Origin of the sequence: Halorubrum sp. 2020YC2 (assembly GCF_018623055.1) — an archaeon.
Taxonomy (GTDB): Archaea; Halobacteriota; Halobacteria; order Halobacteriales; family Haloferacaceae; genus Halorubrum.
On sequence record NZ_CP076019.1, the window covers coordinates 591,802 to 610,703 of the forward strand.

The 18,902-nt window shown below is 70.0% G+C and carries 20 protein-coding genes; 17 read left to right on the forward strand and 3 right to left on the reverse strand.

All coding sequences use genetic code 11. The features are described 5' to 3' along the window. Positions 1-202 precede the first annotated feature (202 nt). Complete coding sequence (locus tag KI388_RS02900; protein WP_215087893.1) at positions 203-1,279, reverse strand: NAD(P)/FAD-dependent oxidoreductase; 1,077 nt, start codon at positions 1,277-1,279, stop codon at positions 203-205. Between the two features lie 179 nt (positions 1,280-1,458). Here KI388_RS02900 and KI388_RS02905 point away from each other — a divergent pair, with 179 nt between their 5' ends. Beyond that, the gene (locus KI388_RS02905) at positions 1,459-1,776 is read left to right on the forward strand and encodes a hypothetical protein (protein WP_215087894.1); all 318 of its coding nucleotides are present in this window, start codon (positions 1,459-1,461) and stop codon (positions 1,774-1,776) included. A gap of 57 nt (positions 1,777-1,833) precedes the next feature. Further along, positions 1,834-4,059, forward strand: a complete 2,226-nt coding sequence (locus tag KI388_RS02910; protein WP_215087895.1) for a prolyl oligopeptidase family serine peptidase — start codon at positions 1,834-1,836, stop codon at positions 4,057-4,059. Position 4,060: 1 nt separating this feature from the next. Here KI388_RS02910 and KI388_RS02915 read toward each other — a convergent pair whose 3' ends face one another. Further along, positions 4,061-4,741, reverse strand: coding sequence for a metallophosphoesterase family protein (locus KI388_RS02915; RefSeq protein WP_215087896.1), 681 nt, complete (start codon positions 4,739-4,741; stop codon positions 4,061-4,063). A gap of 429 nt (positions 4,742-5,170) precedes the next feature. Then, entirely contained in the window at positions 5,171-5,710 is a 540-nt protein-coding gene (msrA, locus tag KI388_RS02920) for a peptide-methionine (S)-S-oxide reductase MsrA (protein WP_215087897.1), read from the reverse strand. A 477-nt stretch (positions 5,711-6,187) separates the two neighbouring features. On the opposite strand from msrA, the gene ribH reads away from it, so the two are divergent. From ribH to KI388_RS02995, 15 genes are all read left to right on the forward strand, one after another. Beyond that, the gene (gene ribH, locus KI388_RS02925) at positions 6,188-6,592 is read left to right on the forward strand and encodes a 6,7-dimethyl-8-ribityllumazine synthase (RefSeq protein WP_215087898.1); all 405 of its coding nucleotides are present in this window, start codon (positions 6,188-6,190) and stop codon (positions 6,590-6,592) included. A 22-nt stretch (positions 6,593-6,614) separates the two neighbouring features. Then, the gene (locus KI388_RS02930; protein WP_215087899.1) at positions 6,615-7,817 is read left to right on the forward strand and encodes a pyridoxal phosphate-dependent aminotransferase; all 1,203 of its coding nucleotides are present in this window, start codon (positions 6,615-6,617) and stop codon (positions 7,815-7,817) included. Between the two features lie 105 nt (positions 7,818-7,922). Further along, complete coding sequence (locus KI388_RS02935) at positions 7,923-8,447, forward strand: universal stress protein (RefSeq protein WP_215087900.1); 525 nt, start codon at positions 7,923-7,925, stop codon at positions 8,445-8,447. A 91-nt stretch (positions 8,448-8,538) separates the two neighbouring features. Next, on the forward strand, positions 8,539-8,967 hold the full coding sequence (locus tag KI388_RS02940) for a DUF5788 family protein (protein WP_215087901.1): 429 nt from the start codon (positions 8,539-8,541) through the stop codon (positions 8,965-8,967). Between the two features lie 102 nt (positions 8,968-9,069). After that, positions 9,070-9,375, forward strand: a complete 306-nt coding sequence (gatC, locus tag KI388_RS02945) for an Asp-tRNA(Asn)/Glu-tRNA(Gln) amidotransferase subunit GatC (RefSeq protein ID WP_215087902.1) — start codon at positions 9,070-9,072, stop codon at positions 9,373-9,375. Next, positions 9,376-10,680, forward strand: coding sequence for an Asp-tRNA(Asn)/Glu-tRNA(Gln) amidotransferase subunit GatA (gene gatA, locus KI388_RS02950; RefSeq protein ID WP_215087903.1), 1,305 nt, complete (start codon positions 9,376-9,378; stop codon positions 10,678-10,680). Beyond that, positions 10,677-11,183, forward strand: coding sequence for a DUF5797 family protein (locus KI388_RS02955; protein WP_215087904.1), 507 nt, complete (start codon positions 10,677-10,679; stop codon positions 11,181-11,183). The genes gatA and KI388_RS02955 overlap by 4 nt, the downstream gene beginning before the upstream one ends. A 113-nt stretch (positions 11,184-11,296) precedes the next feature. Next, a complete protein-coding gene (locus KI388_RS02960; protein ID WP_215087905.1) occupies positions 11,297-11,752 on the forward strand; it encodes an SHOCT domain-containing protein in 456 nt (151 codons plus the stop codon). A 66-nt stretch (positions 11,753-11,818) separates the two neighbouring features. After that, positions 11,819-12,064, forward strand: coding sequence for a YhbY family RNA-binding protein (locus KI388_RS02965; RefSeq protein WP_215087906.1), 246 nt, complete (start codon positions 11,819-11,821; stop codon positions 12,062-12,064). Continuing rightward, positions 12,064-12,957 (forward strand): mechanosensitive ion channel family protein, encoded by an 894-nt coding sequence (locus KI388_RS02970; protein ID WP_215087907.1) that lies wholly within the window; start codon positions 12,064-12,066, stop codon positions 12,955-12,957. The genes KI388_RS02965 and KI388_RS02970 overlap by 1 nt, the downstream gene beginning before the upstream one ends. Before the next feature lie 84 nt (positions 12,958-13,041). Beyond that, positions 13,042-14,379 (forward strand): Trk system potassium transporter TrkA, encoded by a 1,338-nt coding sequence (gene trkA, locus KI388_RS02975; protein WP_215087908.1) that lies wholly within the window; start codon positions 13,042-13,044, stop codon positions 14,377-14,379. Between the two features lie 7 nt (positions 14,380-14,386). Then, positions 14,387-15,889, forward strand: coding sequence for a TrkH family potassium uptake protein (locus tag KI388_RS02980; protein ID WP_215087909.1), 1,503 nt, complete (start codon positions 14,387-14,389; stop codon positions 15,887-15,889). 104 nt (positions 15,890-15,993) lie between these two features. Beyond that, positions 15,994-17,562 (forward strand): TrkH family potassium uptake protein, encoded by a 1,569-nt coding sequence (locus tag KI388_RS02985; RefSeq protein ID WP_215087910.1) that lies wholly within the window; start codon positions 15,994-15,996, stop codon positions 17,560-17,562. Between the two features lie 120 nt (positions 17,563-17,682). Then, complete coding sequence (locus tag KI388_RS02990) at positions 17,683-18,123, forward strand: universal stress protein (protein WP_215087911.1); 441 nt, start codon at positions 17,683-17,685, stop codon at positions 18,121-18,123. Positions 18,124-18,217: 94 nt separating this feature from the next. Continuing rightward, positions 18,218-18,901 carry a TrkA family potassium uptake protein gene (locus tag KI388_RS02995; RefSeq protein ID WP_215087912.1) on the forward strand — a complete coding sequence of 228 codons (684 nt, stop codon included), beginning with the start codon at positions 18,218-18,220 and terminating at the stop codon, positions 18,899-18,901. Position 18,902 lies beyond the last annotated feature (1 nt).

An 18,902-nucleotide genomic window follows, 5' to 3' on the forward strand; every position in this document is an offset into this window, starting at 1 on the left:
TGCGCCGCCCGTACTCCCGCTCGCTCGCGGGAGTCCCGGCCGGCGCATCTCTCGAACACTACGAACGAGGAGCGACAGCGACGAGTGAGTTCGTGCGAGTGGATCCGCCGAGGGCTGGAATCCGCTCAGTCGCGCCCGGGCGTCAACAAAAAGGGGTCTCGACCGGCGGGGTGTTCGATTCCCGCCGAATGCTCGGCGTCGATCAGTCGTCGTCGGCCGCGGGCGCCTCCGCGCTCTCGGCCTCGGCGGACTCGCGCGGCCCGCCCGCGTGCCCCTCGTGAGCGACGGCGGTCGCCATGAGGTGCGGCGGGATGGCGGGCACCTCGTCGGCGTCGACGGGGCCGTCCGCCTCGATCTCCTCGGTCGAGCGCGGGAACTCGCGGATCTCCTTGTGGATCGCGATGCCCGCCTTCGCCCCTTGGCCCATCGCGACCGGGACCTGGTTGTGGCCGGGGGTGATGTCTCCGACCGCGAACACGCCGTCCTCGCTGGTGCGGCCGTGGTCGTCGACGTCTATCTCGCCGCCGTCGGTCAGGTCGCAGCCGAGCCCCTCCGCGAGCGCGGTGTTGTAGTCGGAGCCGTACATCGGGAAGCCGCCGCGGTACTCGCGGCGGGTGCCGTCCTCGAACTCCATGGCCTCCAGCCAGCCGGAGTCGGGGTCGTTCTCGACGCCGGCGACGTCCTCGTGGACCACGTCGACCGGGTGCGCGTCCAGCTGCGCCGCCGTCTCGTCGCTCCACGTCGGCTCCGCGCCGCGGGTCAGGAGGTCCACGTCGTCGGTCATGTTCAGCATGATCATCGCGACGTGCGCGGCGGCCTCCCCGTGGCCCATCACGTACACCGGCTCGTCGACGAACATGTACGCGTCGCAGTGGAGACACCAGTGGAGCCCCTTGGCGTTCCGCGGCAGGGGCGGGTCGGGACGCTCGTCGGAGAAGCCGGTGGCGAGCACGACGCGGTCCGTGAGGATCTCGGTGTCGTTCGTGGACAGGCGGAACCGGTCGTCGGCTGTGCGCTCGACGTCGGTGACGAAGCCGCGCTCGAAGGCGCCGCCGTACGACTGTACCTGCTCGCGGCCGGTTGCGAGCAGCTCGTTCCCGGACACCTCCTCGGTGACGCCGATCACGTTGTGCGTGTCGGCCATCATCGCCGCGCGCCCGCCGCCGCGGTCGATCAGCACCGTCTCGTGGCCCAGTCGGGCGCCGTACAACGCGGTCGTCAGCCCGGCCGGCCCGCCGCCGACCACGGCGATATCGTACTCGTCGTCGGACGAACTCATTACCGATCGTACGCGTCCCGGCGGTTTAAATCACCCCGTGCTGTGCGCGGCCGGCGACCAGCCACGCCGGGTCGGTCCGGGCCGCGTTCGCGGTGCGTTCGGCGTCCGCGGCGACCGAGTCGCCGTAGCCCGACCGCTTGCCCGGACGTTTATGCGTGCGTATCGCGTTCGGTCGGCCAGTGCCCTCTCGTCTCGCCCTCGCCGTCGGCCTCCTACTCGTCGGGGCCGCCGCCGACGTGGGGACGACGTACGTCGCCCTCACCGGGAGCGAGTACGTCGAGGGGTCGCCCGTCGGCCGCCTGTTCATCGCTCGGTTCGGCCTCCTCGGCGGGATGCTCCTCACGAAAGTCGTCGGGATGGTCGTCATCGGCGTCCCGGTCGCGGTCGCGGGCGGGACGCGACGGTTCGTCGCGACCCTGATGTGCGCCGGCGTCGGCGCCCTCTCGCTGGCGGTCGCCGCCCGGAACCTCCTGTTCGTCGCCGGCATGTGGCCGTAGGGGACGGCGGCCCTCCGCGACCCCAGCCGTTTTGCCTCATCGGCGAGAGGCGAACGTATGTCACGCGAATCCGCTCCGGCCCAGTCCCCCCCGGAGACCAGACGCGAGGTCGTCACCGAGACGCTCCACGGGGTCGACGTCGAGGACCCGTACCGGTGGCTCGAAGGCGACGACGAGGCGGTCCGCGAGTGGACCGACGCCCAGAACGCCCACGTCGACGGCGCGCTCGACGACGCGCTCCGGGACCGGCTCCGCCCGCGGTTCGAGGACCTCGTCGAGGTGGCCGACTACGGCCCGATCGCGGTCCGCGAGGGGCGGTACTTCGCGACGGTCCGCGAGCCGGGCGCCGACCACGCCCGCCTCGTCGTCCGCGACGCGCCCGACGGCGGGGACCGCGTCCTCGTCGACCCGAACGCGTGGGCGGCGAACCGCAACGACGACCGCCCGCCCAGGTCGATGGCGTGGTACGTCCCGTCGCACGACGGCGAGCGCGTCGCGGTCGGCGTCACCGAGGGCGGCGACGAGAACTACGACGTGCGGGTGCTCTCGGTGCCCGACCCGAGCGAGGAGCAGTCGGACTCGGCCGCGGCCGATCCGGAATCGGACGCGGCGGCGGGCTACGGCGCGGGCGTCGAGGAGGTCGCAGTCCTCCCGGAGCGCGGCCGAGTCAACGCCGGGAGCCTCGCGTGGGAAGCGGACGGCGAGGGGTTCGTCTACGTCGCCACCGGCGCCGCGGCCGACGGCGCACAGATGGACAAGGAGCTCCGGCGGTTCCGGCTCGCTGACGGCCCGGACGCGGAGGAACTCCTGCTCGAGCACGACGACCAGCACGTCTGGCCGCGGGTGACCATCGACCCTGACTCCGGCCTGCTCGCGGTCGCCTTCTCCGAGATGGTGGGCGGCACCGAGTGGTACGTCCACGTCGACGGCGACCTCCGGCCCGTCCTGACCGGTACCGACGCCGAGACGTCGGTCCGGTTCCACGGCGGGACGACGTTCGTCACGACCGACCACGGCGCGCCCCGGCGGCGGCTGCTCGCCTGCTCCGTCGACCGCTTCCGCGAGGGCGACCTCTCGTTCGAGGAGTGCCGGGAGGTCCTCCCCGGCGGCGAGGGGATCATCCAGTCGGTCGTGCCGACCCCGGACCGGCTCCTCGTCCACCGCCAGCGGGACGCGCACTCCGAGCTCTCGGTCCACGACCGCGACGGGACGCACCTGCGCGACGCCTCGCTGCCGTCGTACTGTACCGTCACGTGGGTCTCCGGGAGCCGGGACGCCCCCGAGGCGTTCTTCGGTCTCACCGGCTTCGACCGGCCGCCGGCGGTCCGCGGACTCGACCTCGCCGGCGAATCGGGAATCGGAGGCGACGGTTCCGACGGCAAGCCCGAACTCGCGTCGACCGATATCGATTCGGTCGACCTCCCGGTCCCCGACGACCTCGTCGTCGAACAGCGGTTCGTCGACTCGGCGGACGGCGCCGAGGTGCCCGTGTTCGTCTGCTACCGCGAGGGCGTCGCCGTGGAGGGTCCGCGCCCCACGCTCCTGTACGGCTACGGCGGGTTCCGGAACAGCATCACGCCCTCGTTCGGGCGGTTCCGCCTGCCGTTCCTCGCGGACGGCGGCGCGTTCGCGGCGGTGTGCGCCCGCGGCGGCTACGAGTACGGCGAGCCGTGGCACGAGGCGGGCATGCTGGCCGACAAGCAGCACACCTTCGACGACTTCGTCGCCGCCGGCGAGGCGCTGTGCGACTCGGAACTCACCGACGCCGACCATCTGGCGGTCGCCGGCGGGTCGAACGGCGGGCTCTCGGTCGGCGCGGTCGTCACCCAGCGCCCGGACCTGTGGGCGGCCGCGCAGTGCGCGGTCCCCTTGCTCGACATGCTCCGGTTCCACCGGTTCCTGCTCGGGGAGTCGTGGACGACGGAGTACGGCCACCCGGAGGACCCGGAGGCGTTCGAGTACCTGCGCGCGTACTCGCCGTACCACAACGTCGAGTCCGGGGAGACCTACCCGCCCGTTTACTTCACCACGGCCGCGAGCGACACGCGGGTCCACCCCTCGCACGCCCGGAAGATGACCGCGCGGCTCCAGAACGAGGCCGACGGCGGGCCGTTCCTGTTGCGGACCAAGGCCGAGACCGGTCACGGGGTCGGCAAGCCCGCGTCGATGATCGTCGACGAGCAGACCGACTCGTGGGCGTTCTGCTACGAGCAGTTGGGGGTCGAGGTCGGGGACGACGCGGCGGGCGACGGAGGCGACACCGGCGACCGCGACGACGCTTGAGCTACTCCCCTTCGTAGAGCCGCTCGGCGGTCAGTTCGGGGAGGTCGGCGTCGCGGACCGCGTCCGCGACGCGGTCGACGTCGTACTCCACGCGGTGCGTCTCGACCGCGTCGGTCCCGTCGGTGGTCGTGTCGAGGACGGCGTAGCCGGCCCGCGGGTCGCCGTCGCGCGGCTGGCCGACGCTGCCCGGGTTGACGACGAACCCGCCGGCCACCGCGCGGCACCCCTGAACGTGCGTGTGGCCGAGGACGACCCCGTCGTACTCGCCAATGTGGCGGTCGAGGTTCGGGAACTCCTCCGGGTAGACGTAGGCGTCCTCGCGCTCGGCGGCGGGATGGGAGTGAACCAGTAGGAAGCGGTCGCCGCCGAACGTCTCCGTGCGCGGGAGGCCGTCGATCCACTCGCGCTGCTCGTCGGAGAGGGAGGCCTTCGCCAGTTCGAGTCCCGCCTCGGCCATCCGGTTGGCGCCGTAGCGCTCCGGGGTCTCGACGGTGCGGTCGTGGTTCCCGCGCACGGTCGCGGCCGCGACATCGCGCACGCGCTCGACGCACTCGGCCGGCCACGGGTTGTAGCCCACCACGTCGCCGGCGCAGTAGATCCGGTCGACGGCGGGCATGTCGTCGAGCACGGTCTCCAGCGCCGGCAGGTTCGCGTGGACGTCCGAGATGAGGCCGATCTTCATCGCCCGAGGATTCGGTCGGCGGCAGGGAATAGGTTGCGGCGAGGAGCGTGTCGCGGGACGGGTAGCGGGGCCTCGGCGTTTCGAGAGGGCTTAAATAGGGATACTGGCGCGTGCCTCCGAGTGGCCGCCTTCGGCGGCCGCGAGGAGCACGCGCGAGGGACGCGGCGACCGGAGCGAAGCGGAGGGAGCCGCGAGGCTGGGGAGGCGTGAGGTGCGGTTGCGGCGCTGTGCGGGGTGGGAATCGAAGGGGCAGCCGCGAGGCCGCAGTAGGCGACGTAAGCACCGCAGGAACGAGCGAAGCGAGTGACGAGGAGCGCAACGAGCGTACTGCGGCCTCGCGGCTGGGGCTTCGGTGGTGTTTGCCGCCGCTCCGCGTTTGACCGTTTATAAGAGATCGACTGTGGCTTCAGCGGTGTCCACCGACTCTCCCTACGCCTTCGCCTTCTCGTTGAACCGCTCGCGGACCTTCTCCACCTTCGGCTGCGCGTGCATCGTGCAGTAGGCGTCGGCCGGGTTCTTCTCGAAGTAGTCCTGGTGTTTCTCCTCGGCGCGGTAGAACGTCTCCAGCGGCTCGACTTCGGTGACGACCTCGTCGTCGTAGCCGCCCTCCTCGTCGAGCGCCTCGACGTACCGCTCGACCACGTCGCGCTGCTCGTCGTCGTGGTAGAGGACGATCGACCGGTACTGGCTCCCCACGTCCGGGCCCTGCCGGTTCAGCTGGGTCGGGTCGTGGACGGTGAAGAACACTTCGAGGATGTCCTCGTACGACAGGGCGTCGACGTCGTACTCGACCCGAACGACCTCGGCGTGGCCGGTGTTGCCGGAGCACACCTCGCGGTAGGTCGGGTCCTCGGCGTGGCCGCCGGCGTAACCGGAGGTAACGCCCTCGACGCCGTCGAGTTCCTTGAACGCCGCCTCGACGCACCAGAAGCAGCCGCCGCCGAACGTCGCGGTTTCCGTGTTCGTCATAACTCACTATTAGCGTCGCAGACGTATTAATCACGCGTGGCGCGAGACGTGAGCGTGGACTGGCTCGTTTATTTATAAACAAACCGTGCTGGATCGACGACGGACACCTCCAAAGCCCCAGCCGCGAGGACTCGCGCGACTCGCTGCGCTCCTCGTCACTCGTTTCACTCGTTCCTGCGGTGCTTACGTCGCCGTGCTTCGTCCTCGCGGCTGCCCCTTTGAGTCCTGCCCCGCACGGCACCGCAACCGCGCCTCACGCCTCCCCAGCCTCGCGGCTCACGCTTCGCGGCTGCGCCGCTCGCGTTCGCCGCGTCCCTCGCGCGTGCGACTCGCGGCCTCCGGCCGCTCGTCGGCACGCGCCACCGCGGTCCGTTTATAACCAATCGTTCGTCCGTCCGGACCCGTCCCCGAACAGGTTCGTCCGGCAACCCTGCGGTCGAACGGTAGACCTTTGCCGTCGCCCGCACCAGTCCCGGTATGGTCTCGCTGGGACTGGTGGTGGCGCGGTTCAACGACTCCGTCACGGAGCCGATGGCCGAGGCCGCCCGGGAGGCGGCCGCCGACCGCGACGCCGTCGTCGTCGACGAACTGAGCGTGCCGGGCGCGTACGACAGCCCGCTGGCCGCCGACCGGTTAGCGCGGCGCGAGGACGTCGACGCCGTCGCGGTCGTCGGCGCCATCGTCACCGGCGACACCGACCACGACCGCGTCATCGCGACCGCGACCGCCGAGAAGCTCACCGACGTGAGTCTCGACCGGGACACCCCGGTCACCTTCGGCGTGAGCGGCCCGGGGATGTCCGGCGCGGAGGCGCGCGAGCGGATCGACAAGGGGGCGGACGCGGCCGCGGCCGCGATCGACCTCGCGGCAGAGCTCGGCTGACCGAGGCGACTACACACGACACATGAGCGACGCATACGACTTCTCGGAGCGGATCGGACGCGTAGAACCCAGCGCGACGCTGGCGATATCGAACCTCGCGGCGGAGAAGGAGGCGGAGGGCGCCGACATCGTCGACCTCTCGGTGGGCGAGCCGGACTTCGACACCCCGGCGAACGTCGTCGAGGCCGGCAAGGACGCGCTCGACGCCGGCCACACGGGGTACACCTCCTCGAACGGGGTCCCCGAACTCAAGGAGGCGATCGCGGAGAAGCTCCGCGGGAACGGCGTCGACGCCGACGCCGACGAGGTGATCGTCACCCCCGGCGGCAAGCAGGCGCTGTACGAGACGTTCCAGACCCTGATCGACGGGGGTGACGAGGTCGTCCTCCTCGATCCGGCGTGGGTCTCCTACGAGGCGATGGCGAAGCTGGCGGGCGCCGACCTCTCGCGCGTCGACCTCGCGCCCCACGGCTTCCAGCTGGAGCCGGCGCTCGACGACCTCGCGGAGACCGTCTCGGACGACACCGAACTGCTCGTCGTCAACTCCCCGTCGAACCCGACCGGCGCTGTGTTCTCGGAGACCGCGCTGGAGGGCGTCCGCGACCTCGCCGTGGAACACGACGTCGCCGTGATCTCGGACGAGATATACGAGCGCATCGTCTACGACGCCGAGCACGTCTCGCTCGCGAGCCTCGACGGGATGGCCGACCGCACCGTCACGATCAACGGCTTCTCGAAGGCGTACTCGATGACCGGCTGGCGGCTCGGCTACCTCCACGCCACCGACGAGTTCGTCGGTGAGGCGGGGAAGCTCCACTCGCACTCCGTCTCCTGCGCGACCAACTTCGTCCAGCGCGCCGGGATCGAGGCGTTAGAGAACACCGAGGCGGCGGTCGAGGAGATGCGCGACGCGTTCGCGGACCGCCGCGACCTCCTCGTGGACCTGTTCGACGAGCACGGCGTCGACGTCGACGTCGGTGACGGCGCCTTCTACATGATGATCCCCGTGGACGACAGCGAGGTGCAGAGCACCTCGGATGCGAGCGGCGACGAGCCGCGAGCCGACGACCAGGCGTGGTGCGAGCGCGCCATCGAGGAGGCGTCGGTCGCCTGCGTCCCCGGAAGCGCCTTCAACGCAGACGGCTTCGCGCGGATCTCCTACGCCGCGAGCGAGGAGCGCCTGCGCGAGGCGGTCGACCGGCTCGTCGCGAACGACCTGCTTTAGGCCCCGATTCGGCGGTATCGTCCCGACGCCGGCGTTTCCGGGAGCTTTCTCCGCCCGCCGCCAACGTTATCTGTCGGGTCATCGAAACTTGAGAGTGGTGACAACATGTACCAGACTATCCTCTATCCGACGGACGGGAGCGAAGGATCGGCGGCCGTCGCCGATCACGTCCGGGAACTCGCGGCCGCGTTCGACGCGACCGTTCACGTCCTCCACGTGATCGACGCGCGAAGCGCCGACTACGGACTGAGCGGCACCTTCCTGACGGACGAGGGATCGGGTGTGCGCGCCGACCCGGCGTCGGGCGACGACAGCGGCATGGCCGGCGGGGACCTGGACGCCGGGGAGACGCGGTCGGCCCTCGTCGAGCACGCTGAGGAGGTCGTCGAGGCGACGGCCGCGTCCCTCGGTGACGGCGACCGGGAGCCGGAAACGGTCACGGCCGTCGAGACGGGGACACCGCACTCGGCCATCCTCGAGTACGCGACGGCGAACGACGTCGACCTCGTCGTGATGGGCACGCACGGTCGGACCGGCGTCGAGCGGTACCTTCTCGGTAGCGTCGCGGAGAAGGTGGTGCGGCTGTCGGACGCCCCGGTGGTGACGGTGCGGGCGGACGAGGAAGCGTGACGACGGCGGTCAGAGCTGGTTTCGACATTTGGTCCGGCGGGTCGGGCCCGCCGGCCAACGGTTTTTCGGGCCCTGTCGACTAGAGTCACTCATGAGCGAATCGGAGCGAACGACGATCGGCGACGACGTTCGTGAGGCCCTCCTCGACCGCGTGACCAGTCAGAGCGCCACGGTCGGCGCGAGCGTCCCCGACGAGATCGAGGTCGACGGGACCGCGGTCGACCTCTCCGCGTTCATCGTCGAGAGCCGGAAGGTCGACGCCGTCCCGCCCGCGCTCAACCGGAAGGTGACGGCCGCGCGCAACGCCCTCCGCGGGGAGCGGGAGCGGCGGCTCGACCGGTTGGAGACGGAGCCGATCGACCGGGAGACTGCGGAGACGCTCGCCGAGGAGGTCATCGGCATCGACCGCGCGCTTAACGCCCTGGAGGGGATCCGTCGTCCGGGGTTCGCCGACGAACACCACGCCGACACGGTGGCGGGCCACGAGCGCTGGCTCGCCTTCGTCGATCAGGTTCGGTGACTCGCCGTCCCCTTCGGCCTCCTCGCCGCCGTCCCTCTCGGCTCCCCCCTCGCCGGCCCCCTTCCGAAACCCTTACTCGCCGCCCGCGTGGTACGTTCGGGTATGAGCGACACCGCAGCGTCGGACGACGGTGAGGCGGCCGCCGTCGACGCCGAGGAGGTCAGACACGTCGCCGATCTCGCGCGGGTGCGGCTCGCCGACGACGAGGTCGACGAGTTCGCGGCGCAGTTCGGAGACATCCTGGAGTACTTCGAGGCGCTCGACGAGGTCCCCGAGACCGAGCGGGAGGAGGAGCTGGTCAACGTGATGCGCCCCGACGAAATCGAGGAGGGGCTCTCACAGGAGGCGGCGCTCGCGAACGCCGAGGAGACTGAGGACGGCTTCTTCGTCGGGCCGAAGGTGTCGTAGATGGCGGCCGACCTCAACGCCTTCGTGACGGAGGAGCGGATCGAGGGCGACGCGGACGCCGACGGCCCCCTCGCAGACGCGACCGTCGCGGTGAAGGACAACATCTCTACCGAGGGGATCCGGACGACCTGCGGCTCGGAGATGCTGGCGGACTACGTCCCGCCGTACTCCGCGACCGTCGTCGACCGCCTGACCGACGCGGGCGCGACGGTCGTCGGCAAGACGAACATGGACGAGTTCGGGATGGGGACGACGACGGAGACCTCCGCGTTCGGTCCCACCCGGAACCCGGTCGACACCGACCGCGTGCCCGGCGGCTCCTCCGGGGGGTCCGCGGCCGCGGTCGCGGCGGGCGAGGCCGACGTGGCGCTCGGCTCCGACACGGGCGGCTCGGTGCGCTGTCCGGCCGCGTTCTGCGGCGTCGTCGGGATCAAGCCCACCTACGGGCTGGTCTCCCGGTACGGCCTGATCGCGTACGCGAACTCCCTCGAACAGATCGGCCCGATCGCGGGTACCGTCGAGGAGGCGGCCGCCGCGCTCGACGCCATCGCGGGCGACGACCCCAACGACGGGACGACCCGCGACCTGACCGAGGTCGAGGGCGCGGACCCCGACGCGAGCTACGCCGCGGCCGCCGACGGCGACGTGGCGGGACTGACGGTCGGCGTCCCCGCCGAACTGTTCGAGGGCGCCGACGAGCGCGTCGTTTCGACCGTCGAGGCCGCCATCGAGGACCTCGAAGCGCAGGGCGCGGAGACGACCGAGATATCTTTGCCCTCCGTCGAACACGCGGTTCAGGCGTACTACGTGATCGCGATGGCGGAGGCCTCCTCGAACCTCGCGCGCTTCGACGGGGTTCGGTACGGGAACCGCGCCGAGTCGGACGGCAACTGGAACGAGTCGTTCGCGGAGACGCGCGAGGAGGGGTTCGGCGCGGAGGTCAAACGCCGGATCCTGCTCGGCACGTACGCGCTCTCGGCCGGCTACCACGACAAGTACTACGAGAAGGCGCAGGACGCCCGCGCGTGGGTCCGCCGGGACTTCGAGGAGGCGTTCGACGACGTCGACGTGGTCGCCTCGCCCACGATGCCCGTCCTCCCCTTCGAGCTGGGCGAGAGCCTCGACGACCCGCTGCGGATGTACCTCGCGGACGCGAACACGACCCCGGTCAACCTCGCGAATCTCCCCGCTATCTCGGTGCCGGCCGGCGAGGCCGACGGGCTGCCGGTCGGGCTCCAGCTCGTCGGACCGAAGTTCGGTGAGGAGACCATCGTCCGCGCCGCCAGCGCGGTCGAGGGCAGATGAGCCTGAGCGACGAGGAACGCGGTCGGCTCGCGGACGTGGTCCGCCTCCAGCCGACGAAGAACGGCGAGTTACAGGACGTCTGGGAGATGGAGAGCGGCAGCGAGGTCCACGGCTACCTCGAAGACCACCTCAAGGAGTACTACTACCGCGACGACGACAGCCTGATCCGCGCGACCGCGGAGGCGAACGACCTCGTCGACGTCGAGCCGGGGATCGAGCCCGACGCGGTCGCGCGCGGTGCCGTCCCGGAGACGATCCGCGTCCCGGAGCTTGAGTCGCGAGTCGTGGACGTGCTCGCCGGCCCGGAGGAGCGCTCGCAGTCGGTCGTCAGCGTGCTCAACGCCCTCCGCGAGGCGTACGACGCCGACCCCGAGGTGGACGCGGTGCGGCGGGCGCTCCGCAGCCTCGAACGCAAGAACGTCGTCGAGGTCGTCTACCGGACCGTCCCGACGTTCCGGCTGGCGGTCGAGCGCGACGAGATCACGGTCGAGATCGAAGAGTAGGCGGCGCGGCGTGACCGGTGGCGCCCGCTTGCCCGACGGTACCGCTCGCTTCGGGGCCGCGGGCACTCTTCCCGCCGATACGATTTTGTACCGCGGCGGAAACCGTGCGTTCGATGGCCGACGAGACCATCCGCGAGCGCTTCCGCCGCAACGCGAGCGGCATCGCCGCCACGACGGTGACCGGGACGTGGCTGGCGGCGCTGCTTCTCGGCGCCGAGTGGTGGCTCCCGTTCATGCTGTTCGGGTACGTCGTCATCGTCCCGCTCGTCTCGATGCTGTTCGACGAGGAGGAGGCGGAGTCCGTCCGGGTCGAGTCGGAGTCGGGCTCCGTCCGCGTCGAGCGCGGGACGGCGGCGGAGCGCGGGGAGGCGACCGACGACACCGCGGACGCACTCGAGCGGTTGCGCACCCGGTACGCGAACGGCGACCTCACCGACGAGCAGTTCGAGCGGAAGCTCGACCGCCTGCTGGAGACCGAGACGCCCGAGGACGCCGCCGAGTGGGCGAAACGGAACCGAGAGGCGCGGCGGAGCCGCGAGTCGGACCGCGAGGTCGAGCGCGAGCGGTGACGGCGGCGCGTCGCGCCGACGCGGTCGAACCTCAAGGTTCAATGCGCGCGGCCGACTCGACCGCGTATGAGCGACCAAGAGCTCCGAAAAGAGGCGCACGACCTCGACGTCACCGTCTGGGTCGGGAAGCACGGCATCGACTCGGTCGTCGACGAGACGGCCGACCAGCTCGACGACCGGAAGCTGGTGAAGGTGAAGTTCCTGCGAGCGGCCCGGGGCGGGACCTCGACCGAGGCGCTCGCCGAGGAACTGGCGGAGGCGGTCGGCGCGGACCTGATCGAGACCCGCGGCAACACGGCGGTGCTTCACTGATGGGCGCGCCGGGCGACGGGGGCGCGGTCGTCGCGCTCTCCGGCGCGTTGGACCCCTACCTCGGTCCCGCGACCGATATCGTCACCGACGCCGCGGTCTTCCTCGTCGTCATCGTCGCGACGTACCTCTTCTACAAGTCGGTCGTCACCTCGCTCGTCCGCCGGGTCTTCGACAGGCGGGGGCTCGACGAGCACGCGCGGCGCCCGCTCCAGAAGATCGTGGCGTTCCTCGTGTTGTTCGCCGGCGTCACGGCCGCGTTCGGCGCGGCGGGGTATCAGGGATTCCTGCGCTCGCTGGCGACGATCGCGGCCGCGGCGACGCTCGCGATCGGCTTCGCGCTCCAAGACGTGATCAAGAACTTCGTCGCCGGCGTCTTCATCTACACGGACAAGCCGTTCCGCATCGGCGACTGGATCGAGTGGAACGACAACTCGGGGGTCGTCGAGGACATCTCCTTCCGAGTCACCCGCGTGCGCACATTCGACAACGAACTGCTCACGGTGCCGAACCACGCCCTGACAAGCGACGTGGTGAAGAACCCGGTCGCGAAGCGGACGCTCCGCTTAAAGTTCGTCTTCGGGATCGACTACGAGGACGACGTCGAGACGGCGACCGAGATCATCGTCGAGGAGGCGGAGAAGAGCGACGCGATCTTAGACGAGCCCGCGCCGTCGGTCCGGCTGACGGAGCTGGCCGACTCCTACGTCGGCCTGCAGTCGCGGATCTGGATCGACGACCCCTCCCGGGCGGACTTCGTGAAGACGCGCGCCGACTACGTGAAGGCCGTCAAGGAGCGGTTCGACGAGGAGGGGATCTCGATCCCCTTCCCGCAGCGCACCGTCTCGGGGCGGAACAGTTGGACGGACCCCTCGTCGTTCGGCGGCGGCGACTGAACCGGCGGCGACGGCCGAAGCCGCGCCTCCGGCCCCACGGGTTCGATAGTAACCCACTAGTGGGTCCGCGTGGTCGGTTCGGCCATGTACGTGGTCGTCATCGGGGCCGGCGAGGTCGGGACGAGCATCGCCGCGAGTCTCGCGTCGGACCACGAGGTCGTCGTCGTCGACGTCGACCCGGACCGGGCGGAACAGCTCAAGTACGAACTCGACGTCCTCACCATCGCCGGCGACGGCACGTCCTCGGAGATCCAGACGGCCGCGGACGTCGGCCGCGCGGACATGGTCATCGCCTGCACCGACAACGACCAGACGAACCTCGTCGCCTGCGGCACCGCGAAGACGCTCGGCGGCGGCTTCACCATCGCCCGCGTGAAGAGCACGGACTTCCTCCGCACGTGGCAGGGCAGCGAGGGAGCGTTCGGCGTCGACTTCATGGTGTGTACGGACCTGTTGACCGCGGAGAACATCGTCCGTATCATCGGGCTGCCGGCGGCGATCGACGTCGACCCGTTCGCCGGCGGGCTCGTCCAGATGGCGGAGTTCGAGATCGACGAGGGGAGCCCGGTCGCGGGACAGACGGTCTCGGAGGCCGATCGGTTCGAGTCGCTCACGTTCGTCGGGCTGTTCCGCGACAGCGAGATGACGATCCCGCGCGGGGACACCGGTATCGAGGCCGGCGACCGCGCGGTGGTGATCGGCAGCCCCGAGAGCGTTCAGGCGTTCGCGACCGACGTCGCGCCGGAGACGACGCCGGACGACGCGGACGACATCGTCATCGTCGGCGGCAGCGAGATCGGGTACCAGGCCGCCCGCCTCCTCGGCGAGCGCGAGCTCCAACCCCGGGTGATCGAGCGCGACCGCGACCGAGCCCGCTGGCTCGCAGAGCAGCTCCCGAAGTCCGTCGTGATGGAACACGACGCGACGGACGCGGAGTTCCTCACCCGGGAGAACGTCGACGACGCCGACATCGTCGTCACCGCGCTCGGCTCGGACGAGCAGAACCTCCTGGTCTCGGTGCTCGTCAAACGGCTCGGGGTCGACCGCGTGATCGCCGTGGTCGACAGCCCGGACTACGTCACCGTCTTCGAGGAGATCGGGATCGACATCGCGATTAACCCGCGGACCGTGACCGCCGAGGAGATCACGCGGTTCACCTACGAGAGCGTCGCGGAGAACATCGCCGTGCTGGAAAACGATCAGGCGGAGGTCCTCGAACTGGAGCTCACCGAGGGCTGTACGCTCGTCGGGCGACCGATCTCGGAGCTGGTCTCGGAGGTCGACGCCCGGTTCGTCATCGGCGCGATCACCCGCGACCACCAGCTCGTGACGCCGCGCGGAGACACGGTCTTGCAGCCGGGCGACCACGTTATCCTGCTCGTGGACTCCGACTCCGTGGGCGCGATCACCTCGATGGCGTGAGGCGGTCGTGACCAGCGGGATCCGGGTCGGCTGGCGGGCGAGCGTCGGACTCGCCGGCGACGTCCTTGCCGCCCTCCCCGTCCCGCTGGCGTTCCCTCTCCTCGTCGCGCTCTACTACGGTGAGTCGTCGATTCCGTTCCTCGCGGCGATCGCGGTCTCGCTCGCGCTCGGGGCGGCGTTCCGGTCGATGAAGGACCCGGCGGAGGATCTCGGCCCCCGCGAGGCGTTCCTCGCTGTGGCGCTGATCTGGTTCCTCGTCGCCGCGGTCGGCGCGGTCCCGTTCGTGGTCGCGGGCGTCGGTACGGTCGCGCACCCGGTGAACGCCATGTTCGAGGCGATGAGCGGGCTGACGACGACGGGCGCGACGGTCCTCGTCGACTTCTCGATCCACTCGCGCTCGGTCATGATGTGGCGGCAGGTGATCCAGTGGCTCGGCGGGCTCGGAATCCTCATCCTCGCGACCGCGGTGCTCTCCGAACTCGGCGTCGGCGGGGCACAGCTCATGGAGACGGAGTCGCAGACGCAGGACGTCAACAAGCTCACGCCGAAGATATCGCGGACCGCACAGCTCATCTGGGGGATCTACTTCGGACTCACGGGGCTGGCGGTCGCCGTCTACTTCCTGCTCGGACTCGCGGTCGACCCGCAGATGGGCCTGTACAACGCGGTCGCGCACGGGTTCACCTCGGTCGCGACCGCCGGGTTCTCGCCGGAGCCGCTCTCAGTTGGCGCGTTCCACCCGCTGATCCAGTGGGCGGTCGTCCCGTTCATGGTGGTCGGCTCGACCAGCTTCGTCCTCATCTACTTCGCCATCAACGGCGAGCCGATGCGCCTCCTCCGGAACGAGGAGTTCCACTTCTACCTCGGCGCGATGGCGACGCTGGCGTCTATCGTCGCCCTCGGCTTATTCCTCGATCCGAGCGTCGCGTACGGTCCCGAGGCGACCCTCCGGCACGCCGTCTTCAACGTCGCCTCCATCGTGACGACGACGGGGTACGCCAGCACCGACTACGTGCAGTGGGCGCCCGCGGCGAAGCACATGCTGTTCATGGGGATGTTCATCGGCGGGATGGTCGGCTCGACCACCTGCTCGATCAAGTCGCTGCGGTGGCTGGTCGCGCTGAAGTCGTTCAGGCGGGACCTCTTCACCGCGATCCACCCGGAATCCGTTCGCCCCGTGCGGATCTCGGGGAAGTCGGTCGACGAGGGCGCGATCCGCGACATCTACGCGTACCTCCTCCTCAGCATCGTGATCTTCTTCCTGCTGGCCGTGGTCATCGTCGTCGACGCGGAGCGAGGGGACGTCCGAGTCACCGAGTTCGAGGCGCTCGGCGCCGCGGCGACGACGTTCCTCAACATCGGGCCGGCGTTCGGGGCGGCGGGACCGTACGGGACGTTCGCGACCTTCCCGATGAGTACCCGGGCCGTGATGGTCGTCCTGATGTGGATCGGACGGATCGAGATAATTCCCGTCCTCGTGCTGTTCACGAAGGCGTTCTGGACGTCGTGAGCCATCGCGAGCGACCGCCGCGCGCGCGCTCTCCGTGACGCCGCCGTCGCCCCTTCGACAGTTTAATACAGCGAACGGGCGACTCCCATATCGATCGAGCAACTATGTCCTGGGGCGTGAACTGGAAGGCGAGCGTGGGCCTTCTCGGGGTCGGGATCAAGTACCTCGCGCTCACGCTGCTGGTGCCGCTGGTCGTCGCCGTCGCGTACGGCGAGGACATCTGGGTGTTCCTCGTCTCGATGGCGCTCGTGGCGGCGCTCGGCTTCGCGGTCGAGCGGGTCGACCCCGACCCGGACCTCGGCCCGCGCGAGGCGCTCCTTTTCGTCTCGCTCGCGTGGTTCGCGGCGGCGGTCATCGGCACCATCCCGTACCTGCTCGCGGGTTACGGGACGGCGTCGACGGTCGGCCTCCAGACGGGGTCCGTCGGCGCGCTGACGGGGTCGGTCGTCAACGCGCTGTTCGAGTCGATGAGCGGGTTCACTACCACGGGCGCGACCGTCCTCGGCGAGATCGGCACGGACCGGCACTCCCACGCCCTGCTGATGTGGCGACAGCTCACGCAGTGGCTCGGCGGGATGGGGATCATCGTCCTGATGATCGCCATCCTCCCCGAGGTCGCGGTCAACGGTGCCCAGCTGATGGATTCGGAGGCGCCGGGGCCGGAGCTCCAGAAGCTCACGCCGAAGATCGCCGAGACGGCGCGCGCGCTCTGGCTGATCTACTTCGGCTTCACCGTGCTGCTCGCTGCTCTCCTGTACGTGCTCCACCTCCTCGGCATGGCGCCGAACATGAACCTGTTCAACGCGGTCGCCCACGGGTTCACCACTCTTCCGACGGGCGGTTTCTCGCCGCAGGCGGATAGCATCGGCGCGTTCTCCGCCGCGGTCCAGTGGGTCGTCATCCCGTTCATGGTCGTCGCCGGCGTCAACTTCGCCCTGTTCTGGCACGTGCTTCGCGGCGAGGCGGAGGTAATGTTAGAGAACACGGAGTTCCGCGTGTACGCGGGGGCCCTCGCGGTCGTCACCGCCGTGCTCGCGCTGCTGCTCTTCCGCGGCGCGGCACCGCCGATCGAACTGGGCGGCACGACAGAAGGGTTCGCCGGGAACTCCCTTCGGCAGGCGGCGTTCCAGATCGGGTCGCTGCTGAACTCGACCGGGTACGCCACGGCCGACTTCGCGCAGTGGGACCCACACGCGCAGATATTCCTCCTGTTCGCGATGTTCATCGGCGGCTCAGCCGGCTCGACCGGCGGAGGCGTGAAGGTCGTCCGGTGGATCATCGTCGCGAAGGCGATCCGGCGCGAGCTGTTCACGTCGGCCCACCCCGACGTCGTCCAGCCGGTCCGGCTCAGCGGGACCGTCGTCGACGAGGACGCGATCCGCGGTATTATGTCGTTCACCCTCCTGTACGTGGTGCTGTTCGCGTTCTCGGCGGTGTTCATCGCGCTCGACACCACCCGGGTCGGGATTCAGCTGTCGGTGTTGGAGTCGATCAGCGCCTCGCTCGCGACCATCGGGAACATCGGGCCGGGCTTCGGCCGACTCGGCCCCTTCGGGAGCTACCTCTTCTTCCCGGACACGTCGAAGCTGCTGATGATCTTCCTGATGTGGATCGGCCGGCTGGAGATTGTCCCGGTGCTCGCGGTGTTCATCTCGGCGGTCGACGGTCGGTGAGCGGTCCCTCGGCTCGTCGCGAACGCGGCCGTCAGATCGCTGAAGGGGGGCTCTATCGCTCACTGTCGCCCCGAACGCGGAGAGCGTATCTTCTTAACTGCCGAGGATCGTGGTGTTCATATGACGAGTACCGACGACTCCGACGGGCAGAACCTGCTCGGCCACGTCCTCCTCCCGGTCGCACACGAGGAAGACGCGCTGGCGACCGCGCGGGCGCTCGAACCGTACGACCCGGAGCGGGTGACCGCGCTCCACGTCGTCGAGAAGGGCGAGGGCGTCCCGGACAAGACGCCCGTCGAACAGTCCGAGGAACTGGCCGCGGAGTCGTACGCGGCGGTCCGAACGGTGTTCCCGGACGCGGACGAGCACACGGCGTACGCCCGCGACGTGGTCGGGGCTATCTTCGACGCGGCCGACGAGGTCGACGCGAGCGCGGTCGCCTACCGCTCGCGCGGCGGGAACCGGCTCATGCAGTTCCTCTCGGGCGACATCTCGCTGAAGCTGGTGACGAACGCGCCGCTCCCCGTGATCGCGCTCCCTGCCGCTGCCGACGAGGACTGAGCGCCGGCCGTTCCGCGGGTCCCGCGCGGAGCGAGGGTCCCGTCGCCTCCCGCAAGCGGTAGGCTTTCGGCGGTCGGTTCTGAAGGCGTGCCACATGTATCTGATCGTCGTGGGGGCCGGCGACATCGGCACCCCGCTCGTCGACCTCGCGACCGCCGGCGGCAACGAGGTCGTCGTCATCGAGCGCGACGAGGAGCGCGCGGAGCGAGCGTCGAGAGGGTACGACTGCCTCGTCATCAACGACGACGCGACCGCGAAGGAGACGCTCCAGGACGCCGGCGCCGAGCGCGCCGACGCGCTCATCTCGACGACGGATCAGGACGCGACGAACATCATGGTCTGTCTGCTGGCTCAGGAGCTGTCGGTCCCGAACATCGTCTCGGTCGTCCACAACCCCGAGCACATGAGCGTGTTCGAGCAGATCGGCGTCAACACGATGCAGAACCCCCAGAGCCTGATCGCGGAGTACCTCTACCGCGCCGTGAGCCGGCCGTCGGTCGTCGACTTCATGCACATCGGCGAGGAGGCTGAAGTGTTCGAGATCACTGTCGGACCGAGCGCGCCGATAGCCGGCAAGACGCTGCGAGAGGCGGACGAGGCCGACCTCATCCGCGGGCAGACACTGATCGTCGCCATCGAGCGCGACGGAGAGGGGACGCCGATAACGCCGCGCGGGAACACCCGAATCGAGGGGGGCGACCTCCTCACGGTGTACTCCGGCGAGGGCGTGACGCCCGAACTGACGGACGTGTTCGGCCACGCCGAGGACGGCGAGTGAG

Bases quoted from the DNA above. Each gene is read 5' to 3' on its own strand.
- KI388_RS02955 (WP_215087904.1), top strand. From the start codon at position 10,677: ATGAGCCTGAGCGACGAGGAACGCGGTCGGCTCGCGGACGTGGTCCGC.
- KI388_RS02930 (WP_215087899.1), top strand. From the start codon at position 6,615: ATGAGCGACGCATACGACTTCTCGGAGCGGATCGGACGCGTAGAACCC.
- KI388_RS02960 (WP_215087905.1), top strand. From the start codon at position 11,297: ATGGCCGACGAGACCATCCGCGAGCGCTTCCGCCGCAACGCGAGCGGC.
- KI388_RS02900 (WP_215087893.1), bottom strand. From the start codon at position 1,279: ATGAGTTCGTCCGACGACGAGTACGATATCGCCGTGGTCGGCGGCGGG.
- gatA (WP_215087903.1), top strand. From the start codon at position 9,376: ATGGCGGCCGACCTCAACGCCTTCGTGACGGAGGAGCGGATCGAGGGC.
- KI388_RS02910 (WP_215087895.1), top strand. From the start codon at position 1,834: ATGTCACGCGAATCCGCTCCGGCCCAGTCCCCCCCGGAGACCAGACGC.
- msrA (WP_215087897.1), bottom strand. From the start codon at position 5,710: ATGACGAACACGGAAACCGCGACGTTCGGCGGCGGCTGCTTCTGGTGC.
- KI388_RS02970 (WP_215087907.1), top strand. From the start codon at position 12,064: ATGGGCGCGCCGGGCGACGGGGGCGCGGTCGTCGCGCTCTCCGGCGCG.
- KI388_RS02935 (WP_215087900.1), top strand. From the start codon at position 7,923: ATGTACCAGACTATCCTCTATCCGACGGACGGGAGCGAAGGATCGGCG.
- gatC (WP_215087902.1), top strand. From the start codon at position 9,070: ATGAGCGACACCGCAGCGTCGGACGACGGTGAGGCGGCCGCCGTCGAC.
- KI388_RS02965 (WP_215087906.1), top strand. From the start codon at position 11,819: ATGAGCGACCAAGAGCTCCGAAAAGAGGCGCACGACCTCGACGTCACC.
- ribH (WP_215087898.1), top strand. From the start codon at position 6,188: ATGGTCTCGCTGGGACTGGTGGTGGCGCGGTTCAACGACTCCGTCACG.
- KI388_RS02990 (WP_215087911.1), top strand. From the start codon at position 17,683: ATGACGAGTACCGACGACTCCGACGGGCAGAACCTGCTCGGCCACGTC.
- KI388_RS02915 (WP_215087896.1), bottom strand. From the start codon at position 4,741: ATGAAGATCGGCCTCATCTCGGACGTCCACGCGAACCTGCCGGCGCTG.
- KI388_RS02940 (WP_215087901.1), top strand. From the start codon at position 8,539: ATGAGCGAATCGGAGCGAACGACGATCGGCGACGACGTTCGTGAGGCC.
- trkA (WP_215087908.1), top strand. From the start codon at position 13,042: ATGTACGTGGTCGTCATCGGGGCCGGCGAGGTCGGGACGAGCATCGCC.
- KI388_RS02985 (WP_215087910.1), top strand. From the start codon at position 15,994: ATGTCCTGGGGCGTGAACTGGAAGGCGAGCGTGGGCCTTCTCGGGGTC.
- KI388_RS02995 (WP_215087912.1), top strand. From the start codon at position 18,218: ATGTATCTGATCGTCGTGGGGGCCGGCGACATCGGCACCCCGCTCGTC.